This window comes from Paenisporosarcina sp. P4_D4, from assembly GCF_056401835.1.
The window spans coordinates 82,981-107,552 of sequence record NZ_JBFUIO010000001.1 but is presented as its reverse complement, the minus strand read 5'-3'; the positions used below and the strand labels follow the sequence as shown (position 1 = coordinate 107,552).

Below are 24,572 nucleotides of genomic sequence, written 5' to 3'. Positions count from 1 at the left end.
GCTTCAAGCCGTTACTGCACCTTTACGATTTCCTTAGTTGGCGGGATCAAAATCACAGCTGTATCACCAGAAATGGATTGAAGTTCTTTCTTGTCGGTGTAAAATTCCAATTCCCCATATTCTTTCATGATGTACAGGAGCACTGTTTCTTCCTCACAGTCGCGCAAGTAGCGTGTGGACGTTTTTTTTATTTAATTTGTGCAATTGCTTCTGAATCATAAATAGCGACAGTTCTTGAAGGTGTCCGCAAAGCTATTTTCATCATGGCAAATGCCACCTGCTTCGCTTCAATCGAACGGTATTTTTTCAAAGGACCTAGAAAAGCCGGTTTTAACAGAGTCATTGTGATTTCTCCAAAGCGCTCCCCTAAACGGAATTCTTCTCGATTCCCGGTCAATAATGACGGTCTAAAAATGGAAACGTGCGGAAGTGAAAGCATCGAAACTTTATCTTCCATCGCTCCCTTTACACGGTTGTAATAGACATTCGATTCAGGGTTTGCCCCCATTGCCGAAATGACCAGCATATGCTTTGCCCCTTGTGATTGTGCAAATTTGCCCATCTGGATGGGTGCGATTAAATCCACTTGTTCAAATGCTTCTTTCGATCCCGCTTTTTTCATCGTCGTACCTAAGCAGCAAAAGAAATCATCTACCCCAACAAAGTCATCCTTGGTCACTTGATTCAGGTTTTTGACTTTCGTGACTAACTTCGGATGGCTGAAGGAAATTGCATTCCTGACAATAATCGTGACTTTTTCATAAGTCTCGTTTTCACAAAGAAACTTGACGAGTTGTGAACCTGTAAGTCCTGAAGCTCCTGCTATCATCGCAGCTCTTTTTTCCAATGTCATCACTCCATTCTTGTAATCTAGTGTTTTGAGTTTACCATACGCACCTGCAAATTCTAATATTTACTCATACAGAGGTTGTAGTTCCCATACGTTAAATAGAAGATGAAAGGTGGGAATGAAATGAGCAACCAAATTCAACAAAAAACCATTTTATTTACGATTGGACGGGCTGGCTATCCTGTCACGAGGTGTGTCCACATTGCGAAGTTACTGGCTTCTCATCGCATTCTTTTTGCAGCCCCTGAAAAACAAACAGTGGTTCTTCGTACCCTCGATCAACAGGGCTTTGCCCCTCTCTCATATGCAAGAATCGCTGATTTGAAGAAGTTATTGATTGAACACCAGCCTGATATGGTTATTACCGATGGCTATGATACAGATATTGATGAAGGAAAAATGTACGCTTCGCATGTTCCGATTACCCTGCATTTTGACGACTTTGGAGAAGGCGGAAAAGCTGCAACTCATGTAGTTCAATCTTTGTACCGCGAAGACCGTGAGCCAGTTCCTTCCCATTATGTGATAGGATCCACAGGTTTTGTGGTGCCTGACGAATTGGAGCCATACGCGAATTCCGGCCTAAAGCATGCATCAGCACTGCCTCTTCCCCACGTCGTTGTGACATTTGCAGATGAAGATGCAGATAACTTGTCTTACCGTACACTTCGTCATTTGCTGCATTTACAAATCCCACTTGCCATTACAGTCGCCCTACATTCGAGTTACCGACACAGTCGCGATGATTTGAAACTGATGGCATTGGGACGAAAACAAACACGTATTGTAGAATGTGATGATCCAATCCAACTGATCAGCGAATCCGATTTGGTTATTTGTGATGCTAGCTTCACTCCTTACCACGTCGCAGTAATTGGTAAACCATGCATTGTCATCGCAGAAGATGAAAAAGAAGCGCAGCATGCTTTCCCGAAGGAAGGAAATGGTTTCATTTATTTAGGTCTGGGACGCAAATTGAAACAATCCCATTTGCAAAACGCCGTGATGGAGACAATTCTCCATCCTAATAGAAGCGTACGGGCAATTAAAAAACAGTTGGGCTTAAAAATGCATTTAAACAATGCGAACATGCAACAATTTTTAGAAAAAATCATCCAAGAAGAAGCACGAGAAATCACCAGATAAGCTATTCATGTGATACAATAGGTGAAAAAAGAGGAGTTTCTCTTACATGACTTCACAAGAAATTCAAGCACAAATTGCCGAACTGAAAATGGATTATATACGTTTGCAAGGCGACATGGAGAAGCTGGAGTCAACTGGACACCCTGGCATGGTCGAAAAAGCCGAGCAACGTTTAGCTAATATGGAAGTACAACTCGCAGAACTAAACAAAAAGCTCGCGGCGCTGTAACACGCCGGCGAGCTTTCTTTATGGAGGAATGGAATCATGGCATTATTGACAGTTGAAAATCTCGGTCACTCATTTGGTGACCGCACACTATTTAAAGACGTATCATTCCGCCTAATTGAAGGCGAACATGTTGGACTGGTTGGTGCAAACGGTGTAGGAAAATCTACATTGATGAGCATCATTACGGGCGAAACCATCTATGATTCTGGTCGTGTGGAATGGTTACCTGGTACCCACTACGGATATTTGGATCAGCACACTCGTTTGGAACAAGGTCGTTCGATGCGCGATACTTTGCGTGACGCGTTCTTGCCGCTTTACAAAAAAGAAGCGGAAATGAATGAAATCACTAGCAAAATGGGTGAAGCAACACCTGAGGAATTGGAAGATTTACTTGAGCAAATGGCGGACATCCAAGATGCACTTGATGCAGGTGACTTCTATACGCTTGATATGAAAATAGAAGAAATCGCACGTGGTCTTGGTCTTGATGCGATTGGATTGGACCGTCCTGTCTCCGCTCTTTCAGGTGGCCAAAGAACGAAAGTATTGTTGGCAAAACTACTTCTTGAAAAACCAAAAGTATTGTTGCTGGATGAGCCTACCAACTATCTAGATGAAGAACATATTGGCTGGTTAACGAATTATCTAAAGAATTATCCTCATTGCTTCCTGCTTATTTCGCATGATACGGAATTTATGAACGGAATCGTTGATGTCATTTTCCAACTGGAATTCTCTAAGCTGTCCCGCTTCACGGCATCTTATGAAAAATTCCTTGAGCTTGCAGAAATCAATAAACGCCAACATATCGACGCTTATGAAAAACAACAGGACTTCATTAAAAAGCAAGAAGACTTTATTGCAAAAAATAAAGCACGCTATTCAACAACTGGCCGTGCCAAGTCCCGCCAGAAGCAACTTGACCGCATTGAGCGAATCGATCGTCCGGAAACTGCTGCGAAACCTCAATTCGGTTTCAAAGAATCCCGCAGCCCTAGTCGCTACGTAGTGGAAGCTGAAAACTTATTGATTGGGTATGACAAGCCATTATTGCCGCCATTGTCTTTCTCAATTGAACGCGGTGAAAAAATTGCCCTTGTCGGGATGAACGGTGTCGGTAAATCGACATTGCTTAAAACGATGCTTGGTAAAGTGAATCCACTCGGCGGAAGCGTTAGACGTGGCGATTTCTTAAATATTTCTTACTTTGAACAAGAAGTAAGAGCGGACAATGTAACGCCGATTGAAGAGATTTGGAAAACCTATCCGAGTATGGAACAAAGCCAAGTGCGCGCAGCATTAGCGCGTACTGGTTTGAAAAATGAACACATTTCTCGTCCGATGAACAGCTTGAGTGGTGGCGAACAAGCGAAAGTCCGCCTATGTAAGCTCATGATGGAAGAAAGCAACTGGTTGCTTTTCGATGAGCCGACGAACCATTTGGATATTCATGCAAAAGAAGAATTGAAACGTGCGATGAGCGAATACAAAGGCACCATCGTATTAGTAAGCCATGAACCTGACTTCTATGAAGGTTTAGTTACGAAAATTTGGAACGTGGAAGACTGGTTCCAAACGGGCGTGCACGTAGACGATTCAAACAAATAAACAGAAAGATCGCTGAAGTTCAGCGGTCTTTTTTTATTGTGTTATGGGGTAATATAGATTTCGCGGGTCGTTATCTGCATTTCCCTGTGGGTTATCTCCATTTTCCGAAGTGTTATCTCGGATTCACCTGAACTTATCTAGAATTCGCACGAACTTATCTACATTTCGCTATATATGCACATTCTGACGTGCTTGAAATTGTGTCAGTTGGCATGTATCTGTGGGTGTTACGCTTGGGAACAAAAAGAAAAAACCTACGCATAATCGTAGGATTTCCTCACATCAATATGTCGTTACTTTGATTGCTTCCTGGAATGAATAAATCCATCGTTGCCACCATGTGAATTCATCTTGGAATTCTTCCATGTCGAGCGTGTACATAGCATCTTTATTGTTCCAGAGGCGATCAAAATAGGCCTCCATTTCAACTGCGAGCTCGCTGTCATTAGGTGCGATGACACGTAAATTATTTTCAAGATTGTAATTATCCAATGTACGTTCCGTATAGTTTGCGGAGCCATTTGAAATAATCGTATGTTCATCTGTCTGAATCCAGATCGCTTTCGTGTGATACTGTCCAATTACGGTGTTGTACCAACGAACATTAATCTTCCCTTTAGTATCTTCCACCAGTTCCTGTACCACAGGACGATTGGGTAGTCCCGACTTCTCCTGCCCAAATGAATTTTGATTCGGATCCAGAACCATATTGATTTCCACTCCACGGTTGGCCGCATCAACGAGCGCATTCACGATATCGCGTTTGGCAATGAAGAACATGCCTAGCCATATTTTGTCGCCTTCTTTCGTATCGGACAAATCTTTAAGTAATGCATCCAATATCTTTTTCTCTGTAACATATTGAACTTCATATTGCCCTTCACTTTCTTTTACGTCAACTCGAGGAAGTTCTGGACCTCCCGAATAGAGTGATACGGCTTCCTCTGCTTCCAACATATCGTTGAGCACGGGACCAGTTACTTTTAAGGCAATATTGCCGTTGAATCCACTTGCATCATGTGGATTCGATGAAGTGACCATCGCTTCCTTATCTGTTATCACTGCTTTTCGATGATTGGCCTTTACGTTCAAAAGGGTCATATAGGATGCAATCGTCATTTTAGGTGCATCACTTGCCATTGCATTGTCAATCCACCCTTTGCCCCCAATATCAAACCATTGGAACATCGTGCGGTAAATACCTGAATAAATAGGTGTGGAATCGCGTAAAGAATCTAAATCAGTATAGACAACTTCGACTCCCGCATCGCGCATTTTTTTAAACCACTCATTCTCATAAGAGCCATATCCTCGATTAAGGGGATCGGTAATAAACACAATCGGCATGTTTGGATTTTCTTTCTTTTTGTTCGCTATTGTCATGGATAATGTATCTGCAATTTTAGGGAAATCTTCGTTCTCATCGTAGTAGCCATCGAATAGAAAAAAGTCGACCACAACAAATTCTTCGGCATCTTCAATCATGGTGTATACTTCATCAAAAATTTGATTTTCATGAACTATGCCTTTACCTTTTTGATCTTGTGCATAAGTTAAATCCGTAATCATTTCGATATTGTCCGTTTTGTGTAACTCCCCTGCATATGAAATTCCTTTTGGCAGTGGTTTAAACGTGTGCCACATGATTGCAGCAATATATATCAGAGCAAATACGCCCAACGAACCTATAATAATTCGTTTACGCTTGCTCCATTGTTTGCGCGGCTTGTTGTCCATACGCCTTTCCCCCTTGAATCGTGCAAGTGTTTTACTACGTTATTCCCTTCTTGGAATTTTAACAAACCGCACTTGGGATGTATTAGAATATATATTTTTGCACTTGGTACTCAAATGCATTGAAATTGTTTTGTTTACGCTACGCTCCTGGTTGAGAGATGAGTTCGTTTCATTCCCTAGTAGACTTAAATATTGAGACGCTTTCCAATAGCAAGTATGGCTTATGTAAAATTTATCACTCAGATTGAGGTATTTATCGATCAAACTGACGATTTGTCGCTCAAACTGGAGATTTATCAATCAAACTTAAAGGTTTATCGCTCAAACACGTCTCTTAGGCGAGTTAACTTGTTGAGAAAGCAGAACATCACTCTCCATAATGCGCAAAAAAATCACAGTCGCAAGGACTGTGATTTCGTTAGGCAGGTATATATTCGACAGCAGCTGTATCTGCCATCATCATTTCTTTCAAGCGTTGTTTTGCACGGAAAAGACGAGATTTAACGGTCCCGATCGACACTTTCATCAAGTCGGCAATTTCAACGAGTGAATATTGATGGACATAAAAATACAATACTGTCGTTTTATAAATACCATCCAATTCTCCAATTTTTTGTTGAACCATTTCAGATAAATCATGTTTTTCCATTAAATCTTCTGCCGTCAATGTGTCACATGGGATCAAGTCCATAATAGGAACGTCCAATTGGTCGGGTTGATTCATGACATGTTTGCTACGGCGAACATTTTTACGGTAACGATCACGGAAAGTATTCATGCAAATGGTCGTCAACCAGGCCTTTACATGATCCACATCTTTAACATAAGCTTCGTAGCGAACGACTTTAACCCATACTTCCTGCATCAAGTCCTCTGCTTCTGTTTGATTGCGTGTTAACTTTAAACATAAATGATATATATAGCGGTTATATTCCTCATACACTTGTTCCAATTGCCCGTTCATTTGTTTTTTCCTCCGTTCATATCTTGCTGATGTCTTTATTTTGCCAAAAAGAAACCTTACGCTCTATCGGATTCACTTTCAAAACTCTTACAAACGTGTAAGCCAGAAATGTGGAGCAGGCTACGTAGATCACTTCGACATTGGACCAAGCTCTCTTTGACGAGTAATCGCAGTCGCAACTGAATTGAAAACTCGTTTTCAAATGCCTTTGGATGGAAGCTACTTCCTAGTGTGCCTGCGGTTACCTCGTCGCAAAATACAGTTCCACAAAATTTCGCAACGCCTTATGGCCCATATCCTGTTGGCCCAAGCGGAGATGCGGTCTGACCTGAGAAACAAGACATTGAAGAAAAACATATGTGTCATCTTAGCGGTTCAACGTAAGATCACGAGACAACATACTAAACTTAACGTTAGACAAAAAAAGTGCTGAATGACTATTCGTCATCCAGCACTTCATCTTTTTCTTTAATTGTAATTGTTAATTGCAAAATTCGGTTCCAGTCCATTTCGTTTACTTCAAAGTGAAGATTTTCGTATGTGAACTGTTCTCCGTTATCCGGCATATGCCCCAATTGTTGAAGGACGAATCCACCAATCGTATCGTGGTCATTTGGAATATCAACTTTAAACATTTCATTCACGTCTTCGATTTCCAAACGCCCATGACAGATGAGACGGTCTTCCGTCATTTCATATACTAAAATATCTTCATCTTCGTCAGATTCATCTTCGATTTCCTGACCAATCATTTCTTCAATGATATCTTCATGTGTGATGATACCGAGTGTCCCGCCGTATTCATCAAGAACGATTGCCATATGTTTTTTCTTCGCTAGCATTTGCTTGAAGACTTTTTCGACGCTTACTGTTTGAACGACGAACAAGGGTTCACGGTCAATTAATTCGTGGAGTTCCATTGTTGGGTCCATTGACCATTCAATCAATGTTTTCGAATAGAACATGCCAACGATGTGATCCATACTCTCTTCGTATACAGGGTATCGCGTGTAATAATGTTCCAAAATGACGTCGCGTACTTCCTCGTATGTAGCATTTGTTGGAATCCCGACGATTTCCGTGCGGTGGGTTTCCAATACATCTTGTACATCTTTATGTGGAAAATCCAAAACGCCTTTTAAACGTTCAGATTCTTCTTCTTCGAAAGTTCCTTCTGTTGATGCGATATCAACCATCGAACGCAGTTCTTCTTTGGTAAGAGTCGCTTCTTTTACAGCACCTTTAGAGATAACGCGAATGAATACATTGGTAAACTTCGCAATCAAAAACGTCAGGGGGCGTAAAATTTGAACGAGAATTGCAATAAATGGTGCAACAATATAAGCAATTCGATCTGAGAATGTAACTGCAATCGTTTTAGGTAGCACTTCTCCAAAAATGATGATAATGATCGTCAAGATGGCAGTTGCAAGCGCAATATCCCAGTCATAATTAATTGCAATTAATGTTAAGATCGTCGGCATTGCTATATTTACGATATTATTCCCGATTAGAATCGTTGTTATCATGCGGTCCGGTTTCGCGATTAACAAGAGAAGTTTTTGCGACATTCTGTCACCTTGTTCTGCACGAAGCTGGACCTTCATCCTATTTACTGCTGTGAGTGCCGTTTCACTACCTGAAAAGAAAAACGACAACATTAAACTAATGGCTAAACCTATAAATTCCATTAACCGTGTTTCCTCCTATATGAGTCAAAAGTTTCGCTCAATTTTTAGTAGCCTTATCATAGCATATTCCGAAATCCCATGTCTCATTTCCAATATATATAACTATCAATAGAATATGATATACTATTTCCATTCTCGAAATTTTGTGAAAAGAGGGATTCCCATTGAGTCATTTACAATCATTGAACACATATTTTGAAACGAAGCGTGAAGAGCATTTAGACGAATTAAAACAGTTTCTGCGCATTCCAAGTATTAGTGCATTATCTGATCACAAAGATGACATGAAAACTGCTGCAGAATGGTTAGCTGAATCAATGAAATCAGTAGGTCTGGAAAATGTTTCAATCGATGAAACCAAGGGGCATCCTGTTGTATATGCAGATTGGCTGCATGCAGAGGGGAAGCCGACTCTTTTGATTTATGGACATTATGACGTACAACCAGTTGACCCTTTAAACTTGTGGGAATCCGAACCTTTCAATCCTCAAGTTCGTGACAATAAACTTTTTGCACGCGGCGCAAGTGATGATAAAGGACAAGTATACATGCATGTTAAAGCCGTGGAAGCATTGATGCAAACTGAAGGTACTCTTCCTGTGAATGTGAAATTCTGTATCGAAGGTGAAGAAGAAATCGGTAGCCCGAATTTACCTGAATATGTCTTGGCAAATACTGAAAAACTTGCGGCCGATATTATTGTCATTTCAGACACAGGTATGCAAGGACCAGGTAAACCAGCTGTTTGCTACGGCTTGCGCGGCTTAACAGGTGTTCAGATTGAAGTGAAAGGTGCGAAAAGTGACCTTCATTCCGGTCTATACGGGGGCGGCGTACAAAATGCAATTCACGCACTGGTCGAAGTGCTGGATTCTTTCCGTGATGCAGAAGGAACGATTCTAGTAGAGGGCTTCTATGATAACGTTCGCGCAATAACAGATGAGGAACGTGCTGCCTATGCAGAACTGGACTTTAATGAAGAAGCTTTAAAAGAAGAACTTGGTGTGGATGCCTTATTTGGTGAAAAAGGATTTACACATTTAGAACGTACGTGGGTGCGTCCTACTTTGGAAATCAATGGCGTTTTCGGTGGATTCTCTGGTGAAGGGATTAAGACGGTACTTCCTGCAGAAGCAGGAGCCAAAATTACATGTCGTTTGGTTCCCGATCAAGATCCTGATGAAATCGTTGAGAAATTAACGGCACATATTGAAAAGCATAAACCTGTTGGGGTAACAGTTGAAGTTACGGAGTTTGATAAAGGAAAACCATTTATCACACCTTTCGACCATCCGGCGATTCAAGCAGCTGGCCGTTCATACGAAAAAGTATATAATGTGCCAACTGCTTATGTCCGTGGTGGAGGCTCAATTCCGATTGTCGCTGCTTTTGATGAAATTCTAGGATTACCAGTAGTTCTTATGGGCTTCGGCCTTGCTTCTGAAAATTTCCATGCACCAAATGAGCATTTCCATTTGGAAAATTTCGATCAAGGTCTACGAGTAATTGGCGATTACTATCATGAAATTGCACAATTCACTGCACAAGATTTGAAGAAATAAGACCATAAGAAAATCCCGGTTCTCGCAATCACTGCGAAGAACCGGGATTTTTTTAGTTTTTAGTTGTTTGTACCGAAAAATGTAATGAATTCCTCAACATCTTTGCGTGGTCTTGCTTTTGGCATTTCATCGAAATATCCAAACTGCAACATGCTGATGATGCGCTCACCTTGTTTAACCCCTAGTGCTTCACGGAATTTTGGAGCATCAATGAATGGCGGAGTTTTCCAACATGAACCGATTCCCAAATCCCAAGCAAGCAGTTGAGCATTTTGGATATAACAACTTGTAGCTGCATAGTCTTCCAACCGTTCTTTTTGACGGACGTCTTCATTAACAATGACAAATGCATATGCCCCTGGGCTAGTGAATTTCTTCATTTGTTTCGTTAACTCGTCTTCAGAAAGATCTTTCCATTTTGTTACGCCAAACTCTCGCAACACTGTATGTAGTTCATTCAATTCTTTCCCACAAGCGACAACCAATCTCCAAGGCTCACGATTTCCGTGATTTGGTGCCCATTTAGCTTCATCCAAAACTGTCATTAATGTTTCGCGTTCCACAGGTTGTCCGTTGAAATTTTTGACCGAGCGACGTTGAAGTATTGCTTCGCGTACTGATAAAGATTGTTCATTCATGTGTGTAAGTTCCCCTTTTCGCTAAATAGTTAAAACCAAAAGTGTGCGATATCACCTAAAAAATTACGTGGAAAATCTGATCGACCATAATGCTGAGCCACTTGGCTTCCTGGCCTTCTGTTCTCATGATTTGTTTAACCCACCATGCAACAAATATACGACTGTCCAAAAATAAATGACTTAAGAACAGTAGAGTGATTGCACCCATTAGCAACAAACCAACTCCTAAGTGTGCAACAGCAGTTACAGACATTATAAAACGACAGAATGAACCAATAAAGGAACAGATCGTTGCACGGTTTGGCTCTACAATTTTAAAAATCATCAACTACAGACTATTGTAGCACATGGGATAGACCGAGTTGTCATTCCAGATAAAAATGGGATGGAAGTGGGTATCCGAACGGATTGAAAGAAAACGAGATTCATATTTACGGAAGAATCACGGCGATCGCTGATGTCTTCGATGCCTTATCAAGTGAAGGGTTTACAAACGAGCATGGCCCATTGCTAAAATATTAAATTATATAATGGAACAACGCGGGAAACATTTCGATCCGAAATTGGTTGATTTGTTTTTCCAAAACATCGATACATTCTTGGATATTCGTGCTAAATATGCCGGAGAAAGTGTATGAGACTGACGATGAGCAAGACAGTTCCATTTCATGAAGAATGCGAATTTGAGGCCTGCGACAAGACGTAGGCTTTTTTGTTTTGGGAAAATATGAAGGTGCACGGTTTAGGAACAAAATCACAATCTTTATTGGTCCTCCCTATTTTAATTGTTATTTCCCAAACCCTGCTTTTCCTTCATAATAGAAAGAAAGCATTTTCGGGGTGTTCGCATGATCATTTATTTCTTGGCCAGCTATTTAGTGGGCAATATTCTGACCGCCTGGTGGGTAGGGAAATTGTATAAAACCGATTTACGCCACTACAGAAGCGGTAATTTAGGAGCGCGCAATGCAGGAGCCGTGATTGGCAATTTCGCATTTCTGCTCACTTTTTTAGGTGATGCCTTGAAAGGTGTATTGGTAATCTTTGCAGGAAACTATTTCGGCTTTGCCGAATGGGCAGTGGCAATGGGTGGTCTGTTGGTCATATGCGGACATATCTTTCCTTTTTGGTTGAAAGGTAGAGGCGGAAAAGGCATTGCCACTTTCGTCGGAATTGGCCTGACATTCAATCTATTATTTGCATTGACGTTCATTGTTGTCTTTTTACTGGTGTTTCCGATCATTCGAAGTGCAACACTGAGCATGATTATAGCTTATTTTGCGTATATTGGATCAGTACTCTATTTAAATGAACTTCAAAACGCATGGCCAATCGTACTTGCCATACTTCTCATAATGTATCGACATCGCTTTGACATCAAACAATCTTTGGATGAACAAAAATGGAAACGCTCGTAACATTATGAAGTGAATAGCTTTATTTCTGTTTAAACCATACACCATCGCGAGAAAATACTTTTCATGTTATATTAATAAATAGTCGAAATTTTTAATTAAAGATAGGGTGTTTACTAGATGTCAAAAAAACCAATTGCATGGGTTGTGGATAGTACCGCTTATATCAGCGATACACTTGCTGCCCACCCCGATGTACATGTTGTACCATTAGCCATCCATTTTGGACAGGAACAATATGCGGATGGAATTGATTTAACTTCGGATGAACTTTATGATCGTATTCGGAATGCAGAAGAATTCCCAAAGACTTCACAACCAGCTGCAGGTGAATTTGCCAAACTCTATGAACAAATTAGTGAAAACTATGAAGCTATTCTGGCTGTGCATGTATCAGCGAAATTGAGCGGAACGATATCTTCATCCAAAACAGGTGCAGAAATTGCAGAAGTCCATATGGAATGCGTTGACTCTCTTGCTCTTTCTACAGGCATTACCAAACTTGTAGAACGCGGAATCGTTTTGCAAGAACGTGGAATGAAACTGGAAGAAATTGCAGCACAACTTCGTAACGAAGTGAAAAACTTGCGCAATTATATTTTAATAGGAAACTTGAACCAACTATATAAAGGCGGACGCATGAATGGCGTTCAATTTTTCTTGGGAAGCTTATTGCAAGTAAAACCGATCATCCAAATTACTGCAGAAGGTGAATTGAAAGCGTTTGATAAAGTTCGTTCCCAAAAGAAAGCGCTCAACTACTTAGTCGATAAAGCCGTTGCCGCTTATGAACAGGATAACGTACGTTCGATTGACTTGATGCATGGCAATGTTGCGGAGCAAGCGGAAGCATTAAAAAACCTGATTCAAGAGAAAGTACCCGGCTTGGAAGTTCGCGTAGGTGCCATCAGTTCGGTCCTGGCAGTTCATGCTGGTGAAGGTACAATCGCTATATTATGGCACGTACCAGCTGAATAGAAAAGCGAAATTTTAGTCTGTCTCAGGCGCTGGAAGCAAGGGTGCCTTTGCTACGAGTAACCGCAGGAACAGATTGGTGCTTGTAGCTAGACATAGCAAAATGTAAAAGAGTAGAAAAACCCTTGGAAAATCCAAGGGTTTTTTCATGTGAACGAATCTTTAATATGAAAGAAAATATACCTCGTATCATCTGAATAAGCCGGTGACGTTGTATAGCGCCAATTCCTTTGGCGTGCGAAAACCGTATGTGCATTGACAAGTGGCTCACCGTTTTCATTGAAGCCCGTCACGATGGTCGTGTGATCAAATCTGCCGTCACCCTGGAAATCGTAACTGATTACATCTCCAAGTTTCAACTCCCATGCGCTTGCTACTTTTACTGCCTGTAAACCGGTTCTGGATGTTTCCAAATACCATCGGAGTGCATGTGAGGTACTCCAGCTGAAGCTCCACGTGCCTCCTCTAATCCACCACCCTTTATTACGGTTTGGATAGCCACGCATTGGCGCTCCTCCTGCACGCAAGCACTGTGAAATGTAATTCGTGCAATCGACATCAAATACAGGATAAGCTGGATTATTGGAGTTCCACCATGTATTTGCATAATCCACTGCTGCTTGACGGTTGTATATAGAAATCCCTCCTTACGGAGAGAGTATGTATAAAACGAAAGAAATAGAAGATTGGAGAGGAATATAGTTGAGAAGAATCGTATTTGGTAGCATCGTGTCGATTGGACATGGAAGACTGTGACTATCCATCATTCTTCGCAATGGATTCAGACTCGCACTCGCTATTTTTGCCATTCCATTTATCATTCTGTAAGGTATTCCCGTTAGTTATGTGACGATGAGCGGCAGTCTATATGCGCTTATTTTCATTCCCCTCTCCCCTTAGTTTTACCCCATTAGAAGCTTTTCTGAAGCAACAAAAAACCACTCTTATATTACGAGAGTGGCCTTCCGATTATCATTCATAAATAGAATAGAACAAATTCATTACCATATCTATACTGTTTCCGATGAATGGAAACAGTGTACTATCCCCAATCGGTGTCAGTACCACAATTAAAAACAAAATGGAGCCGTAAGCTTCTAAGGGCACAAGTTTCTCTTGAATTTTAGCAGGAAATAAACTGGAAATGATTCGATACCCGTCCAATGGTGGTAGTGGTAACAGATTAAATACGCCTAACACTACATTCAACATGACAAAAACATTTAGAAATTCATCCATTGTTTGATTTTGAGGAGAAAAGTAAAAAATGCTAAACCCAATAAACGCCAGGACAAAGTTACTGAGAGGGCCAACCAAACTAACAATGATGGATTGTATACGTCTCGTTGCGAAATAAGCAGCATTAACTGGAACAGGTTTTGCCCAACCAAACCCCGCTATAAAAATCAAAAGTGTACCAGCGATATCCAAGTGTTTTAGTGGATTAAGAGTTACCCTTCCCTGTCTTTTTGCCGTATCGTCTCCAAATACTGAAGCCATCCAAGCATGCATAAATTCATGCAATGTAAAAGCAATTACCAATGTAATGAGCACAAATGGGATCTCTTCTAATGAAAATGCAAAAAACTCTATGTTGTCCGCCCGCTTTCATTTCATTCTTTTTACAGTGAATGAATAGGCACATCATCCATCTTTCACTGTTACACTAATGTACCATTTCACTCACTGGATTTCACTAACCCTTTTCTATATATGTCCGTTTTTAACAAAATAATCCTCTTATTTCCCCATCACATATAATAAACCCTTTTTCTTAGGCTTAAAATGATATCTTATTCAGCTATTAAATATCGGATTGAATTGAAAGTGATTGTTTTGGCCATGGAATTTCAGAAGCTCGGTGTCAGCCGTTAGGCAAGCCTTTTTATGCCAACAATGAAAAAGGGTTCGGACTTGGCTTAATGCTAACCTACAAAGTCATTGAACATCATCATGGAAAAGTAACCATTGAAAGTAAAGGCGCTGGTACCCAAGTCACTTTATCATTGCCGATTTCCAGTTAACATCCACTTAGAAAAGGCATTCACGAAAGTGAGTGCCTTTTTTATTCGTAATATTTTTCAATAAATTGTTTTTCTTCTTCATAACTGAGAATTCCCGTAGCCCTGCCGACAGTCCCTCCCTGCATAGTCCAAATTGTATTGTGATCTTTATCTATTTGTGTGAAATCATTTTCCGCCCATCGATTAAGAATACTTAAATAACGGCTTTTATTTTGATAATCACCATTTTCTACAACTTTTTTTAACCTTGCCACTCTTTCAGCGGTTAGAGGGAGGAACCCCCACTTTTCCTCAGCCTCGATTTTCTGATGACTCATTTGATGAATCACTTGGCCGACTTGAAAGTCAGGCATATCCATCGGAAATTCTTCTTCCACTGGCATATCTCTCACTTCTTTAACTTCAATAATTTTCCCGCCATCTTCAGTCGTTTTTTCCGTAATGGTTCCGTCTTTTTTTATGATAGGTGCTTCTTGTCCATAAATAGCGTACAGGATAATTCCCACGACAGATAAAAAAGTGAGTATTAACAATACTTTTTGGATTTTGGTCAATTTAAATGGTCCGCTAGTTTCCTTCATATTCCCCTCCATTGAGCCACTGAATTAAAATTTCAAAAAGGTAATATCTACATTTTACTGTAAGAAACTTACATCATAAAGAGATTTTTCAGATAATTACGTATAATAGCTACAGTTCTGAAATGAACAACAAAAAAGACTTACTAAATCTGATTCGATTAAGTACGTCCATATATTAATTTTTTTACCATTTCAATAAAAATACAGCTTATTATGATTACAAAATCAATAATACAGCCCCACAATAATTTCAATATGTTGTTATTTTAACAAAACAAAAACCACTCAATCCATTGATATGAGTGGTTTTTATAGATGGAGTATATCGGGTTCGAACCGACGACCTTCACACTGCCAGCGTGACGCTCTCCCAGCTGAGCTAATACCCCTTTATCAAAATATTTGGTACAATAATTAGTATATAGCATGATAGTTAGTTGATACAAGAGGCGAGAGGGTGGCGAAATGCAAAAAGTGCAACAACATGCAGAGCGTGAAATTATTACGCCCATTGCATTATGCGATTCCAAAGGAAATTTGAACCCTGCAGCAATAGGTTTTTCCCGAAAACCGTTAATCGATAGTAATTTATCCGGACATTTTATGCGCAAGAAAAAATGGAATTACTGGTGTGTGTATGGTGAAGATATTTTATTTTCAGCAAGCATTCGCCATTTGGATTACGCAGCGGTTTGTTGTGTATATTTCCTTGATTATGAAACTCAACGCTTTTTTGAGAAGACTATTACGATTCCATTGGGTCAACGTGTACAAATGCCGAATCAAGTACTTGAAACTGTGAAATTTTCAAATAATGAAATGAGTGTTCAGTTGTTCCATATGCAAAATGAAACGCATATGACGGTTACCATTCCCGACTTTGATGGTGATTTGCTCCATGCGGATTTACATATTGAGCATCCTGAAAATGACGATACTTTGAATGTTGTCATTCCGTGGAATCGTCAACTCTTTCAATATACGGCCAAGCATCATACTCTACCGACGCGCGGTTTTGTGAAAATTGGGGACAAGCGTTATTCATTTAATCCTGAAGATAGCTATGCCGTGCTGGATTATGGTCGCGGCGTTTGGTCAAGAAAAGCTTCGTGGAACTGGGCGATGGCCTCTCAACGTGTCGGCAAACAACGCATCGGCCTTAACTTAGGCGGAAAATGGACAGATGGAACAGGTATGACGGAAAACGCAGTATTTGTCGATGGTCACATGTCAAAAATCTCAGAAGATGTCATTTTTTCTTATGATGATACCAATTATATGAAACCTTGGCATATCCGGTCGAAATTTTCACGTGATGTCGATTTGACGTTTACCCCATTTTTCAAACGTGAAGCGAAGATAAACGCTCGTCTCGTCACATCAGAAATCCATCAATTAGTCGGTTACTATCACGGCTTCGTTTATTTGGACGATGGCTCTCGCCTACCTATCACACAATTGCTAGGAAGTATCGATGAACACAAAGCTAAGTGGTAATTAGTAAAGTGGAGAGCACTTCTGTTCCTCAATAATGGTACAAGAAGAAATATATATGTTTTGCACTATCCAAGCATTTTTCCTATTTAGGAAATTCTTGCTGATGGTGCTTTTTTATTTTTGTTAATAAAAACATTTCTTTTCACTTTGATGCCACATTGGCTCATGTCCTTAAGCATAAAATAATTCATCTAAAGGAGGATGAATATTAAGAAACAATTAAAGATTTTCTTATTTGCGTACATATTCTTTTGGCTGCCTACACAATTTGCCGGAGCTGAAGAAATAAAAGTAGAACCGAAAATTTCTAAATTCAACATTGAGGCATTATTTGATGATTCCAAGGACTTTTATAGTAATCAATTAATTGTAACCTTCAAAGCTTCAGCTACAGGGAGCGAAAGGAAACAAATTCTGGACTCCGTAAATGCAAAAGAACTTTCGATACAAGTAAATGGAAAGTTCGCCCTGGTTTCAACACCAAAGAGCTCTGATTTATCCGCAGTGGCGAAGGAATTATTGAAACATAAACAAGTCGAATTTGTTGAACCAAACTATCAATTGGAAAATACGTTTAGACCAAAGGATCCATCGTATTCAAAACAATGGCATTTAAAGAAAATTCATGCCTCCAGTGCTTGGGATCAAACAAAAGGAAGTTCTGGAGTTATTGTTGCTGTAATTGATCAAGGTGTTCAAACAAATCATCCTGATTTAAAAGGAAAATTTGTCTCTCCTTATAATGCAGTAACCGGAGGAACCTCCTTTTATTCCCGAGACCATGCAACACATGTTGCAGGCATTATAGCGGCATCCTTCAATAATTCGGGAGGTGCCGGAGTCGCCCCGAATATTAAAATCATGCCAATCAATGTTTTTACAGGGGATTCCGCGAGTAGCTATGATGTTGGTGAAGCCATTATTTATGCCGCTGACCACCATGCTGATATCATCAATTTGAGTCTTGGTGGGAGCTATAACTACGCAATGGATTACGCCACACAATATGCAAAAGCTAAAGATGTATTGATGATTGCTGCTGCAGGTAATGAAAGAAGTTACGAATTGAGTTATCCCGCTGCACTTGATGGCGTTATTGGGGTTAGCGCCACTGATTCGAATGACGAAATTACCGAGTTCTCAAATTATGGAAGTTACATTGATTTAGCTGCCCCTGGCGAAGGTATTTTTTCTTCTCTTTCCGGAAGTAAATATGGAGCATTGGACGGGACGTCTATGGCGGCCCCCGTTGTTTCAGGAGTTGCTGCTTTGGTTCTTTCTAAAAATCCTTTGTTAACCTCTGATCAGCTAGAAAAAATCCTTACTAAGTCTTCAGTCGATTTATACCATAGAGGCTGGGACGATTTTTATGGATATGGTCGCGTTGATGCATATCGGGCACTTCAATTCACTACTTCAGCCATATCAAATCTCAAATTATCCTCTACAAAATTTACGATGAATGGATCAAATAAGACTGCTTTTTCATTTGAAGGTGTTAAAGGTTCAAAAATCTCGTTGTATCTTCAGAACTCGAAAGGCACCACCATCAAAAAATTCGTTTCCTATAAGGATTGGTCCGGGGGCAAGTTTTCGGCATCATGGGATGGAAGAATGGATAATGGCATGTATGCTTCCACCGGTACTTATAAAATAATAGCTGCAGTGAGCGGCAATGGAGAAAACCTTCATTTATCTGCTACTTTGAAAGTAATTGATAAAATAGTTCCATCTATTAATTTATCTGGATCAGTCAACTATTCCCCAACTGTTACTGGAAAATTAACTGTTCCCTACGAATTGAATAAGAATGCTAAAGTTACTGCCTTTATTAAAGATAAAAATAATAAGATCATTAAGTCCATCTTAAACAATTCCTCTGTTTCAAGAGGTCAAAGGACTGTTCAGTGGAATGGGAAAGACAGCGAAGGTAACCAAGTAAAAGATGGAGTTTACAGCCTCGAAATGTCACTGGTTGATGCCAACAAAATAAAAGGCACCTCTCGCAAGTTCAGCATCACCGTGGACACAATAATTCCAACAGCAAAAATAGCTTTGTCTTCGGAACTGATGAAGTTAAATGGGTCTTTGCTGAATATGGGCAAAATCGATGTGAGTGAAACCGTATTTTTAACCACTTATGTTGCAAATGATATGGGAGTTAAAGTCAGAAAAATTGATACTGAGAAATCCATTAAAAAAGGAGCATATTCATTAAGTTGGGATGGAAAAAATGACAATTCAGAGTTTGTAGCTGAAGGAAACTACCACTTATTAATCGAGCTTCTTGACAGTGCTGGAAATAAAGCTTCTTTGAAATCCACTACTTTCGCCTTTCAGGATTGGAATCAGCCCGTTATTGAAGGCGCTGCAAGTTACTTTTTTACAAGTGACGGAAAACAATCTTTTTCATATAAACTAAGCAAGCCCGGCATTGTCACCATTCAACTATTCAAGAATGATAATTTGGTAAGCACGATTGAGCAGAATGTTCCCAAATCCCAAGGAAATCAATCATTCGTTTGGGATGGAAAAGACCAGTCTGGAACAATCCTTCCAGACGGACAGTACTCTTATAAAATTTCAATTGTGGATGCATATAACTTATCCCAGACATACAAAGGAATTATGAATATTGCTTTAACGCAAATTGAAATTCAATATCCTACTGTTGTTCAGTTTATTGATGACGATACAGCAGAAATCTTCTATAAGTTATCTCAACAAGCAAATGTCACAATAGAAATTTATGACGGCAATGCCAAGATACGGACTATTATTAGTGACAAGAAAACTGACAAAGGAATTAATCATTTTATATGGGATGGTTATGATGACAATGGTGATCTGGTCTATTCAGATGAATTAATATATAAAATAAAAGTCATCAATACTTCAGGCAACGAACAAACAGTATTGGGAAAAATCACAAATGATGACCTACCGATTTGGCTGGTGGATCACAAGTACACTTTTTCTTCATCAGATAATTATTCTACCTACTACACGCATCTAAAATTGACACTGGTTGTAAAGGCTCCTGTAAAAGTTGAATTATTTGTATGGGATTCCAACAACGACTTAATCGACGAAAAAGAATATAACTTAAAAAATGGCATCAATAATTTAGTCTATACCAAGTTCCCTGTTGCCTCTGTGAACACTTACGGGTTGCTATATACAGACTCTTTAGGCAATCAATATTTCTTTACGATTGAAGAAGCATACTAGAACTATTTGCACAAATGCGAAAGGGAATCTCCATATCACTGGAGATTCCCTTTTATTCTTATCGCTAAAACCCTTTTTCAAGAGCCTTTACCGACCGCTAGCAACATTTTCTCTGGATAATCAGTAAAAATCGCATGTATACCAATTTTCTGCAAAGCAATCGCATTCTCAACATCATTCACGGTGTAGACGCGAAGGATTGCTCCTTTTACTAATGCCTCTTTCGCCATTTTGCGAAGGGCAGTCGGAAGGAATATATGCAGAGCGTCCGCTGGAATAAAACGTGCATAGTCATATGCATCCACCAGTACCTCCATAGTCAATATGGCGACTTCAATATGAGGAGCTAGTTTCTTAAAATCATGGACTGCTTCGTGATCAAACGACGAGATGACGACCCTTTCCGCCATTCCCATCTTTTCAATCACGTGCAGCACTTTCTCCCCCATGCCTTCATATGGAAATATATCTGATTTCAGTTCGATATTGATGTGATGTGTTGTTTGTTGGAAAACTGCTAATACTTCTTCTAGAGTAGGTATCTTCTGTCCTGCAAATTCACTTCCAAACCAGCTACCGTAGTCAAAAGCACGCAGTTCCGCTAACGTTAAGTCTTTTACATACCCTACACCATTGGACGTACGGTCAATTGTTTCGTCATGAATTACGACTAGTTCTCCATCTTTTGTTAGATGGACATCGAATTCTACTCCATGAATATCGAGTCGGGCAGCTTCTTCAAATGCAGCGAGTGTATTTTCAGGAAACGTGCCTGATGCACCGCGATGTGCATAAATCTTCATGTGACGACCTCCTTAAATTTCTGTACGTAAAGTCCATAGTTCCGGGAAGAAATATTGGTCCAGCACTTTTTTTAAGTAATTCACACCTGAAGAACCACCTGTCCCCATCTTAAAGCCAATGATTCGTTCGACTGTTTTCATATGTCGGAAACGCCACTGTTGCAGCCAGTCTTCGATATCCACGAGCTTTTCCGCTAATTGATAGAGTTCCCAGTATTGATCGACATCCCGGTAGACAGTCTTCCATGCTTCCAATACACTGTCGTTTGGCTCATAAGGAGTCGATACATCTCGCAGAAGCATTTCTTCATCAATAGGAAGACCTGCACGAGCCAGCTTTCTGATCGCCGCATCGTATAAACCTGGTTGATGGAATGCATCTGTCAACGTGTTCAGCAATGCTTCATCTTTTTCATAGATTTTCAGCACATGCTTCGTTTTATAGCCGAGTGCAAACTCAATCATACGATATTGATACGACTGGAAACCACTTGCATTGCCAAGTGACGAACGAAACTCCATGTATTCCGCAGGTGTCAAAGTGGACAGTACATCCCACCCTTGTATGATTTGCGTCTGAATCTTCGATACGCGCGCTAATTGTTTGAACGCTGGTTGCAAATCGTCATTTTCAATATTTTTATTGGCTGCACGCAATTCATGCAAAATCAGCTTCATCCATAACTCTGAAACTTGATGAATCATAATAAATAATGGTTCATCGTGGTGATCGGTTAAACCGTCCTGCGCTGTCAGTAATTTATCGAGATGAAGGTACTCCCCGTACGTCATGTTTTCTTTAAAATCTGTATGTAGTCCTGCTTCTCCAAGTGCTGCGCGGTTTTGACCGTTTTCCATTGGTTTCTTATCCATATTAAAATCCCCTTATGGCTCTACTTTCACTCAACTCATCTAGTTGTATTATGACATGAGATTTACTACTTTAACAGACTACTTGAATTTTTTGAAAATTCTTATTGCATGAGATTACCAAACTATGGTACAATTCTATTCTGTTTTCAAACCCCAACATCTTCGAAAAAGCGCAATGCGCCTTTTTAGCTCGTCACCGGCACTGGAAGAACCGATGCGAAAGCCTGATTTCGCCTGAGGTTCTGGCTTAGGTGTGAGCTGGCGCATGGAGCTAGACATTTCATAATTGCAGGACGCAAAATCTTCATATCGGAGGACTGTATGACACAGAAACATCCTGATTTTGAGCAAGAGCAAGAGCGCCTGACCTACACTAAACACTATATGCAACAGTTACTCGATGAATCGAAACGTGATGTGAAATCAGCACAGGAAAATATACGTCACGCAATGGCTGATTTAGATTATTTGGATTCCAGTTTAAGCTACATGAACATTTTAACTAACGCACGGTTTTTTGAAATGGCCCGCTCTCAAAAAGAAGGACTGGAAGCCATTCAGCAAAAACCTTATTTCGCACGCATTCATTTCCAAAAAGACGGCGAAGACAGCGAAATGCTGTACATCGGAAAAACTTCTTTATTCCATAGGGAAACGCAGGAACCGATTATTGTAGACTGGCGTTCTCCAGTGGCGAATGTGTATTACGATGGGCGACTCGGGGATATCGAATACGATGTACGGGAAGACACTTTTACCGGTCACCTATTTTCAAAACGCCAATATACCATTGAAAAAGGCGAATTGCAGTCCGTACGCGACATCGATTTAACGACCAATGATGAGCTTTTGCAAGAAGCACTTTCAGGTAAAGCGGATGTTCGCTTGACTGAAATTGTATCGACCATTCAAGCTGAACAAAATGAAATTATTCGTGCTCATTTAAAACAACCCATTATTGTGCAAGGCGCGGCAGGCAGTGGAAAAACGACCATTGCATTACATCGAATTTCCTATTTCCTCTATACGATGGGCGAACATTTCCCAGCCGAAAAGTTAATGATTTTAGCCCCTTCCAAACTGTTTATGGACTACATAGCAGATGTATTACCTGAGCTCGGTGTCGGTCAAATATGCCAGACAACCTACTCTGAATATGTCTTGAACGCCACGGGTATAAAAGTGAAACTTAAAGATGTGAATTTGAAGCTTTCAGCATTAACTGAACAAGAAAACCCTGATGAAATGATGCTTTGGATATCTCAAATGAAAGGCTCTCTTTCCTATACACTGTTAGTAGACGCCTTTCTATATGAATATGAAAAATTGATAGCCAACCAATTCGAAGATATATATATTGAGAAATACTGCATTATGCGTGGTTCGAAATTAAGAAACTTATTCTTGTCCGATTTTTCCTATATGCCACTAGAAAAACGGTTGGAACGAATCAAGACGATCTTGCAATCGCATGTGCGACAAAAGAAAAAAGAAATCCTGAATGTATTAAACAAGAAATACGAAGATGCCCTTGATAAAGCGTTGGTCGTTCGTGATGCTGCAAAACGCAAAGCGGAAGTGACGAAATTCATCGATGAGCGCGATCGCCGAATTCCATTAATCGAAAAAGAATCCAAGACCACGGCCAATGTTTACATGAAACGTTTTAAAAAAGCCAACATCAAAAATATGTATCGTGAGTTTGTCACAAATGGAAAGTTAATAAACGAACATGCCACACTTTGGACAGCGGAACAGAAAGACTCGTTTCTGCGAAGCCATTCGATGGAGTCATGGGAAATAGAAGACTTGGCACCTCTTTATTACATGCACGCCAAGATTAAAGGCATTTCGGACAAGTGGAAAATGCGTGTCGTCTTCATTGATGAGGTCCAGGATTACAGCGTATTTCAACTGGCCGCCCTCAAAGAAGGCTTGGAGACGGATATGTTTACAATGGTTGGAGATTTGGCTCAAGGCATTCATAGTTACCGGGCCCTCACTTCCTGGGAACCGATTATTGAATTATTCCCACGTGCCACTTACACGACTTTGCAAAAAAGCTATCGAACGACAATTGAAATCATGGAAATGGCAAATAGTATTTTGATGCAGATGGACGAAGACTTACCATTGGTGGAACCCGTCGTCCGTCATGGCATCGATCCGCAGTTCCACGAGATGAAGATGATTGATGGCAATCGGATTGTCACTTTAATGGACGAAGTCCGAAGTCGTGGTCATCGTTCGATTGCTCTTATCTGCAAAACGACTACAGAGGCAAAAGCTGTTGCGAAGCACCTTGATGATTTCCTTGAGATTCAGTTGCTGAGTGATCATTCGGATATACACCAGGAAAAGCTACTCATTGTGCCGAGCCATCTAGCAAAAGGGCTGGAATTCGATGCAGTTATCGTTGTGGCGTTTGACAACCCGTTCCGCGAACATGCAATCGACCGCAAGCTTTTGTATGTCGCGATGACCCGTCCGATGCATGAGCTACATTTAGTCGGACCAAATCGGGAACATTTTTTATTGCCCGCTACATCAACTAAATCGTGAAATCTATTCTGACGTTTCTCTTACCCAGGAGAAACGTTTTTTCTTTTCCCCTTGCAGGATTCCTGTTTGCTGACAGATGAAGAAATGACTAGTGATTGGTCCACATTTGCAGACCCTTTACCACCTTTTGTGGCTGCTAATTAATGCAGGGACTCTATTCAAAATAATGTTACTAAAAACCGA

At 40.3% G+C, this 24,572-nt stretch carries 23 protein-coding genes and 1 tRNA gene; 11 read left to right on the top strand and 13 right to left on the bottom strand.

Annotation, left to right across the window (positions count from 1 at the left end):
• Nucleotides 1-11: 11 nt before the first annotated feature.
• Nucleotides 12-143, bottom strand: a complete 132-nt coding sequence (locus AC1DSL_RS00510; RefSeq protein WP_477530824.1) for a hypothetical protein — start codon at nucleotides 141-143, stop codon at nucleotides 12-14.
• Between the two features lie 44 nt (nucleotides 144-187).
• Nucleotides 188-853 carry an NAD(P)H-binding protein gene (locus AC1DSL_RS00505; RefSeq protein WP_477530823.1) on the bottom strand — a complete coding sequence of 222 codons (666 nt, stop codon included), beginning with the start codon at nucleotides 851-853 and terminating at the stop codon, nucleotides 188-190.
• Nucleotides 854-973: 120 nt separating this feature from the next.
• Here AC1DSL_RS00505 and AC1DSL_RS00500 point away from each other — a divergent pair, with 120 nt between their 5' ends.
• The 3 genes from AC1DSL_RS00500 to AC1DSL_RS00490 are packed head-to-tail and all read left to right on the top strand — an operon-like array spanning nucleotide 974 to nucleotide 3,836.
• A complete protein-coding gene (locus tag AC1DSL_RS00500) occupies nucleotides 974-1,996 on the top strand; it encodes a hypothetical protein (protein ID WP_477530822.1) in 1,023 nt (340 codons plus the stop codon).
• Nucleotides 1,997-2,042: 46 nt separating this feature from the next.
• Entirely contained in the window at nucleotides 2,043-2,225 is a 183-nt protein-coding gene (locus tag AC1DSL_RS00495; protein ID WP_477530821.1) for an SE1832 family protein, read from the top strand.
• A 36-nt stretch (nucleotides 2,226-2,261) separates the two neighbouring features.
• The gene (locus AC1DSL_RS00490; protein WP_016428353.1) at nucleotides 2,262-3,836 is read left to right on the top strand and encodes an ABC-F family ATP-binding cassette domain-containing protein; all 1,575 of its coding nucleotides are present in this window, start codon (nucleotides 2,262-2,264) and stop codon (nucleotides 3,834-3,836) included.
• 282 nt (nucleotides 3,837-4,118) lie between these two features.
• On the opposite strand, the gene AC1DSL_RS00485 is transcribed toward AC1DSL_RS00490, so the two are convergent.
• The 3 genes from AC1DSL_RS00485 to AC1DSL_RS00475 all read right to left on the bottom strand — a co-directional run bounded on the left by AC1DSL_RS00485 (nucleotide 4,119) and on the right by AC1DSL_RS00475 (nucleotide 8,228).
• Entirely contained in the window at nucleotides 4,119-5,573 is a 1,455-nt protein-coding gene (locus AC1DSL_RS00485) for a phospholipase D family protein (protein WP_477530820.1), read from the bottom strand.
• A gap of 418 nt (nucleotides 5,574-5,991) precedes the next feature.
• Nucleotides 5,992-6,537, bottom strand: coding sequence for an RNA polymerase sigma factor (locus tag AC1DSL_RS00480; RefSeq protein WP_016428355.1), 546 nt, complete (start codon nucleotides 6,535-6,537; stop codon nucleotides 5,992-5,994).
• Between the two features lie 437 nt (nucleotides 6,538-6,974).
• A complete protein-coding gene (locus AC1DSL_RS00475) occupies nucleotides 6,975-8,228 on the bottom strand; it encodes a hemolysin family protein (RefSeq protein ID WP_016428356.1) in 1,254 nt (417 codons plus the stop codon).
• A 164-nt stretch (nucleotides 8,229-8,392) separates the two neighbouring features.
• Here AC1DSL_RS00475 and AC1DSL_RS00470 point away from each other — a divergent pair, with 164 nt between their 5' ends.
• Nucleotides 8,393-9,790 (top strand): dipeptidase, encoded by a 1,398-nt coding sequence (locus AC1DSL_RS00470; protein WP_016428357.1) that lies wholly within the window; start codon nucleotides 8,393-8,395, stop codon nucleotides 9,788-9,790.
• Nucleotides 9,791-9,849: 59 nt separating this feature from the next.
• On the opposite strand, the gene AC1DSL_RS00465 is transcribed toward AC1DSL_RS00470, so the two are convergent.
• Together AC1DSL_RS00465 and AC1DSL_RS00460 are read right to left on the bottom strand one after the other, a co-directional pair.
• Entirely contained in the window at nucleotides 9,850-10,428 is a 579-nt protein-coding gene (locus AC1DSL_RS00465; RefSeq protein ID WP_477530819.1) for a nitroreductase family protein, read from the bottom strand.
• 55 nt (nucleotides 10,429-10,483) lie between these two features.
• Nucleotides 10,484-10,753: a hypothetical protein gene (locus AC1DSL_RS00460; protein ID WP_477530818.1), complete on the bottom strand. Its 270-nt coding sequence runs from the start codon at nucleotides 10,751-10,753 to the stop codon at nucleotides 10,484-10,486.
• An 83-nt stretch (nucleotides 10,754-10,836) separates the two neighbouring features.
• On the opposite strand from AC1DSL_RS00460, the gene AC1DSL_RS00455 reads away from it, so the two are divergent.
• The 3 genes from AC1DSL_RS00455 (at nucleotide 10,837) to AC1DSL_RS00445 (ending at nucleotide 12,821) form a co-directional block, all read left to right on the top strand.
• Nucleotides 10,837-10,950 (top strand): hypothetical protein, encoded by a 114-nt coding sequence (locus AC1DSL_RS00455; protein ID WP_477530817.1) that lies wholly within the window; start codon nucleotides 10,837-10,839, stop codon nucleotides 10,948-10,950.
• A gap of 326 nt (nucleotides 10,951-11,276) precedes the next feature.
• Nucleotides 11,277-11,846 (top strand): glycerol-3-phosphate acyltransferase, encoded by a 570-nt coding sequence (locus AC1DSL_RS00450; protein WP_477530816.1) that lies wholly within the window; start codon nucleotides 11,277-11,279, stop codon nucleotides 11,844-11,846.
• Nucleotides 11,847-11,963: 117 nt separating this feature from the next.
• Nucleotides 11,964-12,821, top strand: coding sequence for a DegV family protein (locus AC1DSL_RS00445; RefSeq protein WP_342542215.1), 858 nt, complete (start codon nucleotides 11,964-11,966; stop codon nucleotides 12,819-12,821).
• A gap of 143 nt (nucleotides 12,822-12,964) precedes the next feature.
• Here the strand turns inward: AC1DSL_RS00445 and AC1DSL_RS00440 are convergent, their stop codons facing one another.
• Nucleotides 12,965-13,453 carry an amidase domain-containing protein gene (locus AC1DSL_RS00440; RefSeq protein WP_036659488.1) on the bottom strand — a complete coding sequence of 163 codons (489 nt, stop codon included), beginning with the start codon at nucleotides 13,451-13,453 and terminating at the stop codon, nucleotides 12,965-12,967.
• 337 nt (nucleotides 13,454-13,790) lie between these two features.
• Entirely contained in the window at nucleotides 13,791-14,372 is a 582-nt protein-coding gene (locus AC1DSL_RS00435) for a site-2 protease family protein (protein WP_342542216.1), read from the bottom strand.
• Nucleotides 14,373-14,638: 266 nt separating this feature from the next.
• Between AC1DSL_RS00435 and AC1DSL_RS00430 the strand changes: the two genes are divergently transcribed.
• Nucleotides 14,639-14,842 (top strand): ATP-binding protein, encoded by a 204-nt coding sequence (locus AC1DSL_RS00430; RefSeq protein WP_477530894.1) that lies wholly within the window; start codon nucleotides 14,639-14,641, stop codon nucleotides 14,840-14,842.
• A gap of 41 nt (nucleotides 14,843-14,883) precedes the next feature.
• On the opposite strand, the gene AC1DSL_RS00425 is transcribed toward AC1DSL_RS00430, so the two are convergent.
• Together AC1DSL_RS00425 and AC1DSL_RS00420 are read right to left on the bottom strand one after the other, a co-directional pair.
• Entirely contained in the window at nucleotides 14,884-15,423 is a 540-nt protein-coding gene (locus AC1DSL_RS00425; RefSeq protein WP_477530815.1) for a DUF6241 domain-containing protein, read from the bottom strand.
• 316 nt (nucleotides 15,424-15,739) lie between these two features.
• Nucleotides 15,740-15,812 (bottom strand) — tRNA-Ala (locus tag AC1DSL_RS00420).
• Between the two features lie 76 nt (nucleotides 15,813-15,888).
• On the opposite strand from AC1DSL_RS00420, the gene AC1DSL_RS00415 reads away from it, so the two are divergent.
• Together AC1DSL_RS00415 and AC1DSL_RS00410 are read left to right on the top strand one after the other, a co-directional pair.
• Nucleotides 15,889-16,920: a DUF2804 domain-containing protein gene (locus tag AC1DSL_RS00415; RefSeq protein ID WP_477530814.1), complete on the top strand. Its 1,032-nt coding sequence runs from the start codon at nucleotides 15,889-15,891 to the stop codon at nucleotides 16,918-16,920.
• Between the two features lie 201 nt (nucleotides 16,921-17,121).
• Complete coding sequence (locus AC1DSL_RS00410) at nucleotides 17,122-20,151, top strand: S8 family serine peptidase (protein ID WP_477530813.1); 3,030 nt, start codon at nucleotides 17,122-17,124, stop codon at nucleotides 20,149-20,151.
• Between the two features lie 77 nt (nucleotides 20,152-20,228).
• Here AC1DSL_RS00410 and AC1DSL_RS00405 read toward each other — a convergent pair whose 3' ends face one another.
• Together AC1DSL_RS00405 and kynA are read right to left on the bottom strand one after the other, a co-directional pair.
• Nucleotides 20,229-20,954, bottom strand: coding sequence for a glycerophosphodiester phosphodiesterase (locus tag AC1DSL_RS00405; RefSeq protein WP_477530812.1), 726 nt, complete (start codon nucleotides 20,952-20,954; stop codon nucleotides 20,229-20,231).
• Between the two features lie 12 nt (nucleotides 20,955-20,966).
• Nucleotides 20,967-21,827, bottom strand: a complete 861-nt coding sequence (kynA, locus tag AC1DSL_RS00400) for a tryptophan 2,3-dioxygenase (RefSeq protein ID WP_477530811.1) — start codon at nucleotides 21,825-21,827, stop codon at nucleotides 20,967-20,969.
• A 321-nt stretch (nucleotides 21,828-22,148) separates the two neighbouring features.
• On the opposite strand from kynA, the gene helD reads away from it, so the two are divergent.
• Nucleotides 22,149-24,389, top strand: a complete 2,241-nt coding sequence (helD, locus tag AC1DSL_RS00395) for an RNA polymerase recycling motor HelD (RefSeq protein ID WP_477530810.1) — start codon at nucleotides 22,149-22,151, stop codon at nucleotides 24,387-24,389.
• The last annotated feature ends 183 nt before the right edge of the window (nucleotides 24,390-24,572 follow it).

Coding starts and splice junctions, on each gene's coding strand:
- AC1DSL_RS00505 (WP_477530823.1), bottom strand. CDS start 853: ATGACATTGGAAAAAAGAGCTGCGATGATAGCAGGAGCTTCAGGACTT.
- AC1DSL_RS00500 (WP_477530822.1), top strand. CDS start 974: ATGAGCAACCAAATTCAACAAAAAACCATTTTATTTACGATTGGACGG.
- AC1DSL_RS00495 (WP_477530821.1), top strand. CDS start 2,043: ATGACTTCACAAGAAATTCAAGCACAAATTGCCGAACTGAAAATGGAT.
- AC1DSL_RS00490 (WP_016428353.1), top strand. CDS start 2,262: ATGGCATTATTGACAGTTGAAAATCTCGGTCACTCATTTGGTGACCGC.
- AC1DSL_RS00485 (WP_477530820.1), bottom strand. CDS start 5,573: ATGGACAACAAGCCGCGCAAACAATGGAGCAAGCGTAAACGAATTATT.
- AC1DSL_RS00480 (WP_016428355.1), bottom strand. CDS start 6,537: ATGAACGGGCAATTGGAACAAGTGTATGAGGAATATAACCGCTATATA.
- AC1DSL_RS00475 (WP_016428356.1), bottom strand. CDS start 8,228: ATGGAATTTATAGGTTTAGCCATTAGTTTAATGTTGTCGTTTTTCTTT.
- AC1DSL_RS00465 (WP_477530819.1), bottom strand. CDS start 10,428: ATGAATGAACAATCTTTATCAGTACGCGAAGCAATACTTCAACGTCGC.
- AC1DSL_RS00460 (WP_477530818.1), bottom strand. CDS start 10,753: ATGATTTTTAAAATTGTAGAGCCAAACCGTGCAACGATCTGTTCCTTT.
- AC1DSL_RS00450 (WP_477530816.1), top strand. CDS start 11,277: ATGATCATTTATTTCTTGGCCAGCTATTTAGTGGGCAATATTCTGACC.
- AC1DSL_RS00445 (WP_342542215.1), top strand. CDS start 11,964: ATGTCAAAAAAACCAATTGCATGGGTTGTGGATAGTACCGCTTATATC.
- AC1DSL_RS00425 (WP_477530815.1), bottom strand. CDS start 15,423: ATGAAGGAAACTAGCGGACCATTTAAATTGACCAAAATCCAAAAAGTA.
- AC1DSL_RS00415 (WP_477530814.1), top strand. CDS start 15,889: ATGCAAAAAGTGCAACAACATGCAGAGCGTGAAATTATTACGCCCATT.
- AC1DSL_RS00410 (WP_477530813.1), top strand. CDS start 17,122: ATGAATATTAAGAAACAATTAAAGATTTTCTTATTTGCGTACATATTC.
- AC1DSL_RS00405 (WP_477530812.1), bottom strand. CDS start 20,954: ATGAAGATTTATGCACATCGCGGTGCATCAGGCACGTTTCCTGAAAAT.
- kynA (WP_477530811.1), bottom strand. CDS start 21,827: ATGGATAAGAAACCAATGGAAAACGGTCAAAACCGCGCAGCACTTGGA.
- helD (WP_477530810.1), top strand. CDS start 22,149: ATGACACAGAAACATCCTGATTTTGAGCAAGAGCAAGAGCGCCTGACC.